At 44.6% G+C, this 8,296-nt stretch carries 10 protein-coding genes and 1 tRNA gene; 10 read left to right on the top strand and 1 reads right to left on the bottom strand.

What is annotated here, in order from left to right:
• From BP688_RS02155 to BP688_RS02175, 5 genes are all read left to right on the top strand, one after another.
• On the top strand, positions 1 to 509 hold a 509-nt coding region (locus BP688_RS02155; protein WP_290623394.1), incomplete at its 5' end, for a 3-hydroxyacyl-CoA dehydrogenase family protein.
• 80 nt (positions 510 to 589) lie between these two features.
• The gene (locus tag BP688_RS02160; RefSeq protein WP_290596506.1) at positions 590 to 1,003 is read left to right on the top strand and encodes a hypothetical protein; all 414 of its coding nucleotides are present in this window, start codon (positions 590 to 592) and stop codon (positions 1,001 to 1,003) included.
• 192 nt (positions 1,004 to 1,195) lie between these two features.
• A complete protein-coding gene (locus tag BP688_RS02165) occupies positions 1,196 to 2,014 on the top strand; it encodes a fumarate hydratase (protein WP_290596505.1) in 819 nt (272 codons plus the stop codon).
• A gap of 5 nt (positions 2,015 to 2,019) precedes the next feature.
• A complete protein-coding gene (locus BP688_RS02170; RefSeq protein ID WP_290596504.1) occupies positions 2,020 to 2,556 on the top strand; it encodes a FumA C-terminus/TtdB family hydratase beta subunit in 537 nt (178 codons plus the stop codon).
• Between the two features lie 32 nt (positions 2,557 to 2,588).
• A tRNA-Arg gene (locus BP688_RS02175) sits at positions 2,589 to 2,660 on the top strand.
• Positions 2,661 to 2,692: 32 nt separating this feature from the next.
• Here the strand turns inward: BP688_RS02175 and BP688_RS02180 are convergent.
• Entirely contained in the window at positions 2,693 to 3,250 is a 558-nt protein-coding gene (locus BP688_RS02180; RefSeq protein WP_290596503.1) for a nitroreductase family protein, read from the bottom strand.
• Positions 3,251 to 3,399: 149 nt separating this feature from the next.
• On the opposite strand from BP688_RS02180, the gene BP688_RS02185 reads away from it, so the two are divergent.
• From BP688_RS02185 to BP688_RS02205, 5 genes are all read left to right on the top strand, one after another.
• Positions 3,400 to 4,701, top strand: a complete 1,302-nt coding sequence (locus BP688_RS02185; RefSeq protein WP_290596502.1) for an acyl-CoA dehydrogenase family protein — start codon at positions 3,400 to 3,402, stop codon at positions 4,699 to 4,701.
• A gap of 21 nt (positions 4,702 to 4,722) precedes the next feature.
• Positions 4,723 to 5,742, top strand: coding sequence for an NAD(P)-dependent alcohol dehydrogenase (locus tag BP688_RS02190; protein WP_290596501.1), 1,020 nt, complete (start codon positions 4,723 to 4,725; stop codon positions 5,740 to 5,742).
• Between the two features lie 40 nt (positions 5,743 to 5,782).
• Entirely contained in the window at positions 5,783 to 6,943 is a 1,161-nt protein-coding gene (locus BP688_RS02195) for a vWA domain-containing protein (protein WP_290596500.1), read from the top strand.
• A 57-nt stretch (positions 6,944 to 7,000) separates the two neighbouring features.
• Positions 7,001 to 7,558, top strand: coding sequence for a hypothetical protein (locus BP688_RS02200; protein ID WP_290623392.1), 558 nt, complete (start codon positions 7,001 to 7,003; stop codon positions 7,556 to 7,558).
• Positions 7,559 to 7,701: 143 nt separating this feature from the next.
• Positions 7,702 to 8,296, top strand: a 595-nt coding sequence (locus tag BP688_RS02205; protein WP_290624491.1) for a 4Fe-4S dicluster domain-containing protein, incomplete at its 3' end; no start/stop codon positions are given.

The following is an 8,296-nucleotide window of genomic DNA, read 5'->3' on the forward strand; positions in this document are numbered from 1 at the left end:
CAACTCCTGAAGAGGTAGATGCAACGATGAAGAAGATTGGATTGCCAATGGGACCCTTTGAGCTGATGGACTACACTGGAGTTGATATCTTCTACCATGCAGGAAAATACTTCGCCAGTACCCTTGGACCAGATTATGAACCATCAAAAACGGTCGAGAAGATGGTAGAAGAGGGGAGGCTCGGCAGAAAGACTGGAAAGGGATGGTATGACTGGAGCAAGGGGAGACCGCAGATTGATATGAGCAAAGCTTCCGACAAGGTAAATCCAATGGATTTCTCCTTTGTCGAAATCAATGAGGCTATTAGACTGGTTGAGATGGGTGTTGCAAGTCCCGATGACATTGATACTGCCATAAAGCTCGGTTTAAACAGACCCTTTGGTCCATTCGAGCTGGCAAAGCAGTTTGGAGCGCAGCAAATTGCTGCCAGACTTGAGGAGTTGGCGAAGCAGTATGGAAAGAAGATTTTTGAGCCGACAAAGACCCTCAAAGAGGGTAAGCTACCTTAAAATTTTTATTTCATTTTTTCATTATCTAACCACAAGGCTTAAATAACCTATACTTCATTATTTTTCATTACTTAAAGGAGGTGATAAAATCGTACGAGATAGAGTTTGTTGGTGGAAAAAACGTTGCAGATATTCTGATGGAAGTCTTGAAAACGGATAACAGAGTCGAAGAGTTCGAGAAGGCTGGTGATGGATTTAGATTCAGGTTACATGGCGCAAAGAAGAGGCTCATTATCGTGTGCAGGGGAGATGTGAGGGAGAGGGGTTGCAAGGTTGTCGTCAACACAGCGAAGTTACCGGAAAATGGAAAAATCGCCTTAAATGCAAACAGAATTGCAAGATCATGTGGAAGCAGTCCAGAAATCGCAATGCTCGGTGCACTTGCAAAGCTTGGAGTTGTGGACATCAAAAAGCTTATGGGGGTGATATACAGAAATCTGGGCTATTCACACGCAATTGCGGTGAAAAGAGGGTATGAAGAGATCAGGATTTGAGCTTAATCGTTCTCGCAAGTTTTAGAGAAGTAGCAGGGGCAAGATACGCAGCAAAGATTCTAATTCTTTTTATTGTTTTTATGAAAAATCATAAATAGAAGAATATACCAGTCATTTTGCCTTTTCATAAATCTCAAAAGTGGAATGCACTTCCTTCCAGAAAGCTTATACAGAATGGGGCATACAAAGAACATGGATTTCGACGATGTTGTTAACGCCACTGTCAATGTGCTGAGAAAGGCACACACTGAACTTCCTGAAGACGTTGTGACAGCTATAAGGAACGCTCATGAGAGGGAGGAGAACGAAATTGCAAGAAGAACCCTTGAAACCATCCTGAAAAATGTTGAGGCTGCTAAGAAGCTCAAAGTCCCCATGTGTCAGGATACTGGAATTCCAGTGTTTTTCGTTGAGATTGGAAGAGACCTGAGGCTCGAATTTGACCTTTGTAAAGCTATAAGAGAAGGTGTTAGAAGAGCTACGCTGGAGATTCCTTTGAGGCCTAATGCTGTCCATCCCATTACGAGGGAGAACTCGAGGGATAATACGGGAGTGCATATACCCCAGATAAATCTGGAGATCGTTGAGGGGGATGAGCTGAAGATTACAGCAATGCCAAAAGGTGCAGGAAGTGAGAACGTTTCAGCCTTGAAGATGATGCTGCCCACCGAGGTGAACAAAATCAGGGATTTTGTCGTTGAGACCGTGCTTAGAGCTGGAGGGAAGCCCTGTCCACCGATTTTTGTTGGTATTGGAATAGGAGGGACGTTTGATGGTGCAGCAAAGCTTGCAAAGAAGGCGTTACTGAGAAACGTTCTTGAAATGAACGAATTTGAGTTTGAGATTCTAAAGGCTATAAATGACCTCGGAGTGGGACCAATGGGGTTGGGCGGGAAGACCACTGCTCTTGCCGTGCTTTGTGAAATCGGCCACTGCCACACTGCAAGTCTCCCTGTGGCTGTCAACATCCAATGCTGGGCAAACAGAAGGGCTGAGGTAGTTTTGAGGTGATTGAAATGGAGTACGAGATTAGAACACCTCTTTCCGTTGAAGAAGTGCTGAAATTGAGAGTTGGAGATTTAGTTTACGTTACAGGCGAGTTGTTCACCGCAAGAGATGAGGCTCACGCAAGGGCTCTCAAGTGGCTTGAGGAAAACAAGGAGTTACCATTCAACTTTGATAAGGCTGTTGTTTATCACTGCGGGCCTCTGGTTAAGAAAAACGATGAATGGAAGGTGGTTTCTGCAGGACCGACAACCTCAGCGAGAATGAACCCCTTCACACCGAAAATTCTGGAAAGAGTTAGTTGCATGGCGATAATTGGGAAAGGAGGAATGAGTAATGAAGTTGTCGAGGCTATGAAGGGAAAAGCGGTATATCTCGCCTTCACCGGTGGAGCAGGAGCTTTGGCTGCACAGAGCATCAAGAGGGTTAAAGGGGTTGTTTGGGACGATCTTGGAATGCCCGAGGCCGTTTGGCTGCTTGAGGTCGAAAAATTCGGACCTTGCATTGTAGCGATTGACGCCCACGGAGGCAGCCTGTATAATCGGTAAATATTTTTAGTTTATCCTACGAATGACAAAAAGCCCCCGTGGGGTAGTGGATATCCCGGAGGCCTTCGGAGCCTCAAACCCGGGTTCGAGTCCCGGCGGGGGCGCTGTTTTTCCCATAGCAGAAATCCGTCTCATCTCAAACCTTCAATCTGTTTCCAAAGGTATCCAGATGCATTATCTCCTGAACTTCCTTCCTTTCAGGCGGATTTGGAATTTTGTGAAGTGAGCCAACCGTTACAAGGACGACAAGTTCGTAGTCATCTGGCACACCAAGCACTTTCGAAGCCCTCTCGAAATCAAAGAGTCCCACTATCAACGTTCCGTAACCCATAGAGTATGCCTGAAGGCAGAGGTTCTGAACTGCAAGTGCTGTATCAAACATCAGCCAGTCGCCTTTCTCTGTAACATAACTCCCACCGACCGTCCCAGATAACCCCTTCTTACCGAGCACGGCTATAACAACCGGAGCTGTTTCTACGGCTTTTCTTCCCGGATTAAACTTTGGGATGCATTCGAGCAGTTCTTCTCTGACCTTCCTGTCCCTAACAACCACAAATTCCCAGCACTGAAAATTGCTCCAGCTCGGCGCCCACCTCGCTGCATCAATCATCTTGACGACATCCTCCTGCGGCACATCCTTTTCGACATATTTTCTCACACTTCTCCTACCCCTTATTGCCTCCTCAACCTCCATACTCAAATTCACCTGACTACACCATTTAAACAATTTATGCGTATAAATCAGCACATATGACCATGCATAGTAATTTTTAATTATTACATTACCAAAAAATTAAAATAACTATTATGACAAAATTGAGCACCCTATAAGGAGGGTTTAAAATGGCAAAGTTTCTCGATTTGGACGAACTGAGTGATGACGAGAGAATGCTTAAAGAGGAAGTTCACAGGTTTGCAAAAGAAGTAATAAGGCCTGCATCAATCGAGCTTGACAGAATGCCTCCTGAGGAGAGAATTAAACCGGATTCACCCTACTTTGAGGTAGTAAAGCAGATGAAAAAACTCGGTTACCACAAAATGCTTTTACCCGAAGACATGGGAGGTTTGGGTCTCTCACCTCTTCAGATTTCCATAGTGTTTGAAGAACTTGCTTGGGGAAGTCTGGGATTTGCAACATCTCTGGGTGTGGATATGATTCCATTCTCCTGTGCTGCACTTTTTGGACTGCCCGAACTCTACGAAGAGGTTGTTGTGCCTTGGCTGGAAGATGACAAGGGCAAATACCATGGTTGCTGGTGCGTAACCGAGCCAGCTCACGGTAGTGATTACGAACTCTTCCTCAGAGATGAGAATGTGGACAAATACGGTAAGCCAGATATCACAGCAGAAAAAGACGGGGATGAATGGGTGATAACTGGTCAGAAATCTGCATGGGTGTCTTCAGCTCCAGTTGCAACTCATGGTGGAGTTCACGTCCCGATTAAGGGTGCAAAGAGACTTTCAGATGCAATTTTCTGCATTGTTCCGCTGGACGAAAAGCATGGAGTTAAAAAGGGGAAACCATCCGATATGCTGGGGATGCGTGACGACCCACAGGGTGAGCTTTTCTTTGACAATGTGAGAATTCCCGAACACTACGTTGTCGTTGCACCTGGTCCTTTTTATGGCATATTCTGCGACCAGCTTGTATGTATGACAAGCTGTGGAATGGGAGCTTACGGTGTGGGTCTTGCGAGAGCAGCCTTTGAAGAAGCCCTCAACTACGCAAGACAGCGTGTTCAGGGTGGAGAACCACTAATCAAGCACAAGAACATAAAGCTGAAACTCTACGAGATGTTTGAGAAGATTGAAACTGCCCGGTATTATGTGAGAAAGGTTTCTGAACATGTATTCAGCAGAATGACCCGAAGAACAAACGACGCATCACCACGACATGCCAAGACAGCTCAGATATATGGAAAGAGAATAGCTTTTGAGGTCGCTCACGAAGCTCTGCAAATATTCGGAGCGTATGGATTGAGCAAAGAGTTTATAATTGAAAAACTGTTCAGAGATGCGAGATGCATGATAATAGAGGACTTTACCTTAGAAGTGCTCGGTTTAGAGGTAGCAGCGGATGTAATAGACAACTACGAGAAGGATTACTACGATGTCGAGCACATTAACAGGCTATACAGTGGTTGAATTTTACCAGCGAGGGATTTTATGAAAGCAGCAAGATTTTACAGACCGGGAGAGGGTTTGAAAATAGAGGATGTTCCGGAACCGAAAATAAATGCAGGAGAGGTTCTAATACGTGTAGCAGGAGCGGGAGTATGCCACTCGGATTTGCATATTCTGGAGGGGTCTCTCCCCCTGCCCAACACGCCTATAACCCTCGGTCACGAAATTGCTGGTTACGTTGAGAAGGTCGGGGAAGGTGTTAAGGGATTCAGTGAGGGAGATGCTGTCGCCGTTTTCGGTGGTTGGGGGTGTGGAAAGTGTAAGGTCTGCCTAAGCGGAGAGGAGCAGCTCTGCAACGTTTTGATGTGGGTTGGAATTGGTGTAGATGGGGGATACGCTGAGTATGTCAGGATTCCCTCACCACGCTACCTCGTGCCACTGAGGAAACTTGACCCCATAAAGGCTGCACCATTGACAGATGCTGCCCTCACATCCTACAGAGCTATAAAAAAGGCACGAGATGGACTAACTCCCGCAGATTTTCTTGCTGTGATTGGGATCGGGGGTCTCGGTCAGTATGGCGTCCAGTTCGCGAAAATGACTGGGGCAAGGGTTATAGCGATAGACATTGACGACTCCAAACTTGAAATTGCTAAATCACTTGGAGCAGATTTTACGGTAAATCCTAAAAAGGAGAATTTACTATCCGTTATAGACGAGATAACCTATGGTGAAAATGTTGCAAGAGTTATAGACTTTGTCGGGACTGATGAAACCCTGATGAATGCAGTAGGAATTTTGGGGAAGAAGGGACGTTTAATTCTTGCCGGTATTGGTGGCGGGATGACCTCTTTCATGTGGAATCCGATTCTGCCTCCCGAGGTTACCTACACGACAGTTTTTTGGGGCAGCATTCCTGAGCTACATGAGGTAGTGTCAATAGCCGAATCCGGAAGACTCGAAATTAATATCGAAATGGTCAGTTTTGACGAGCTCAACGAAACCTTTGAAAGGCTTGGCCGGGGCGAGATAAGGGGCAGAGCTGTGCTGGTTCCAAGATGAATACTTCAAAACCGGGTGGCAACTTAAGACATGTTAAGATATGAAGACTATACGGATAGAGGAGAAACCAGAATGCAGATTGTGTAGCTCTGTTGTTGGCATAACCAAAGATGTTGCAGAAGATTTACTTTACCACGTTTTCAACCCTTATCATTCCATTAGCACAATATCTAACCCTGATGAGAGAGTGAAAAATCGTATACCCGGAGATTTCAGCCTAAAATCAAAGGAAGACAGAGAAAAAACATGGAACGAAATAAAGGAGAAGCTGAACAGAGGTGAAATAAGGCGTGAAGATATAAATGCACGACAACTCGTTGACAGTTTCTGGCATGAAGTTCTGAGAGAACTTTACAGCATGGGTTATGTTGACGAGATAGACCTCTACTACCGAAGGAGGGTTATCAGATTCACAGCAAAGGCTGAAAAAATACTGGGTGAAAAAGTTCTAACATTAAGCCTTCAAAATTTAGAAAAAAAGAGTTACGGTGAGAATTTCTCAGAAAAACATGGCTCGTTTCCTTTTCCGTCCGATAAAATTGTGGAGTTCGACCACTATTTGCACAGCTTCGATGTTCTTGACGTTACCGAGAGTTTACTGAAATCGGCAATGCGTGGCAAAGTGGAGATAAAAGAAGGGGAGCTCGTTGCTCGTCAGCCCAAACATCTGGAGAAGTGTGTGTATATCATGCTCATAGACGTGAGCGATTCCATGAGAGGCAGCAGTAAGATGATAGGAGCTCTTGAAGCTGCCTTAGGGTTGAAAAGGGCAATAGAAAAAAAGAGGAGTAATGATGAGCTACACATAGTGGCGTTCAGTCACAAGGTGAGAGAGCTAAAAAATGGCCGGATTCTGAACATGGAGGTTGGGGGTGCCACAGATATAGGTCTGGCGTTAAAGAGGGCAAGAGAGATACTGAAAAGGAATGAGGGGACGGGCATAATTTTCTTGATAACAGATGGTGTGCCAACCTCAAGTTACGATAGCGACCTTAACCCATGGTTCTGCGCACTGAGAGAAGCTGAGAAGCTGAGAGATGTCAATGCAAGACTACAAATAATTCTTTTTGAGAAAAACGGTAAATTCCTTGAACTATGCGAAAAAATTGCGAAAAGATGCAGAAAGGCAGACATAATTCAGATACCTGACCCTCTTGACCTCAAAAAATACGTTATTCGAAGGTATATGCGAAATGGGTAACCAAAACTCATCAGTATGAAAAATAAACATTATAAACAATTTAAGGCAAGAGCTAACATGGCATCAAAGAAAGTCAGAATTCAGACTACAATTGATAAAGACATATACGAAAAAATCGTCTTAAAGTGGCTCCCCAAGTTTGAGCGTTTAAATGCCTTGCTGGAAGAGGCTTTGAGGGTTTTCGACTCTACTGCTGAACATTCTCTTACACAAACGGACTACTTGGCAATACGGATGATGCGTGAAGTTGGGATGTTTCTCATGGGTTTTGAAAGCGGAGAGGCGATTTTAGAGGGTGATCTGGAAAGGGCGATTACAGAAAATGAAATAAGATTTCTTATGGAGTGGTACTACAAAAAACCCATAGACAAGATAACTATCGAGGAGGCGGTCGAATTTGTCAAAATTGGCCTCATCGCAACGAACAGAGCCGCGGATGTCAAGATACGTTGGGATGAAAATGAAGTCCATATACTTGTCTCATCTAAACATGGGAAAACTTGGAACACTGCCCTCTGTGAAGCTATAAAGAGATTTGCAGAATTACATTTCAAGGTTGACGCAGAGTATTCGGTTTTCCCCCATGGTTTCGAGCTTAATTTTACTCTGAGTTAAACCTTAGACCTGACAAATTGCCTGTTAATTCAGTTTTCTGTACTCATCTGTGATTAAATATGCTCAAACTTGCTAACTTTAAATCATTATATTAACAAAAAATTGAAATACTACGGAGGGGGCAGTAAAAGGGGTGAATACCAATGGCACAGGTGGCGTGGATTTTCGATTTGAACAAATGTAACGGGTGCCCAACATGTGTTACCAACTGCTGGGCATTGTGGAGGAACGCTGACGGGGAAAGGGAAATCTTCTACTGCTGGATTGAAACAAAACCGGGTGAAGGGCATCCAAGAGGATGGGAAAAGAAGGGTGGCGGTTTCAGAGATGGTAACCTCGTTTTTGGAGAGTTGCCAAGTGATGAAGAGATTCACACATGGATTGAATACGAGTGGAAGGTTAATGAAAAAGGTGAGGTGGAGGTTGTAAATGGAAGACCGGTTATAAACCCAAAAAGAAGGGCTAAATGGACTATGCACTGGGAAGAGGATGTCGGAGGGGGTGAATGGCCGAATAGCTGGCATTTCTACCTTCCAAGGTTGTGTAACAACTGCTCGAATCCTGCCTGCCTGCCAGCATGTAAGGAAGGTGCAATAGTAAAGGACGAGAAGTTCGGGGTGGTGCTGATAGATGAGGAGAAGTGCAATGGCTGTAAGGACTGCATTAAGACCTGTCCCTACAAGATACCATGGTATAACGCAAAGATGAATATAGTCCAAAAATGCATAGCCTGCTATC

This window comes from Archaeoglobus sp. UBA230 (assembly GCA_002507545.1).
GTDB lineage: Archaea > Halobacteriota > Archaeoglobi > Archaeoglobales > Archaeoglobaceae > Archaeoglobus.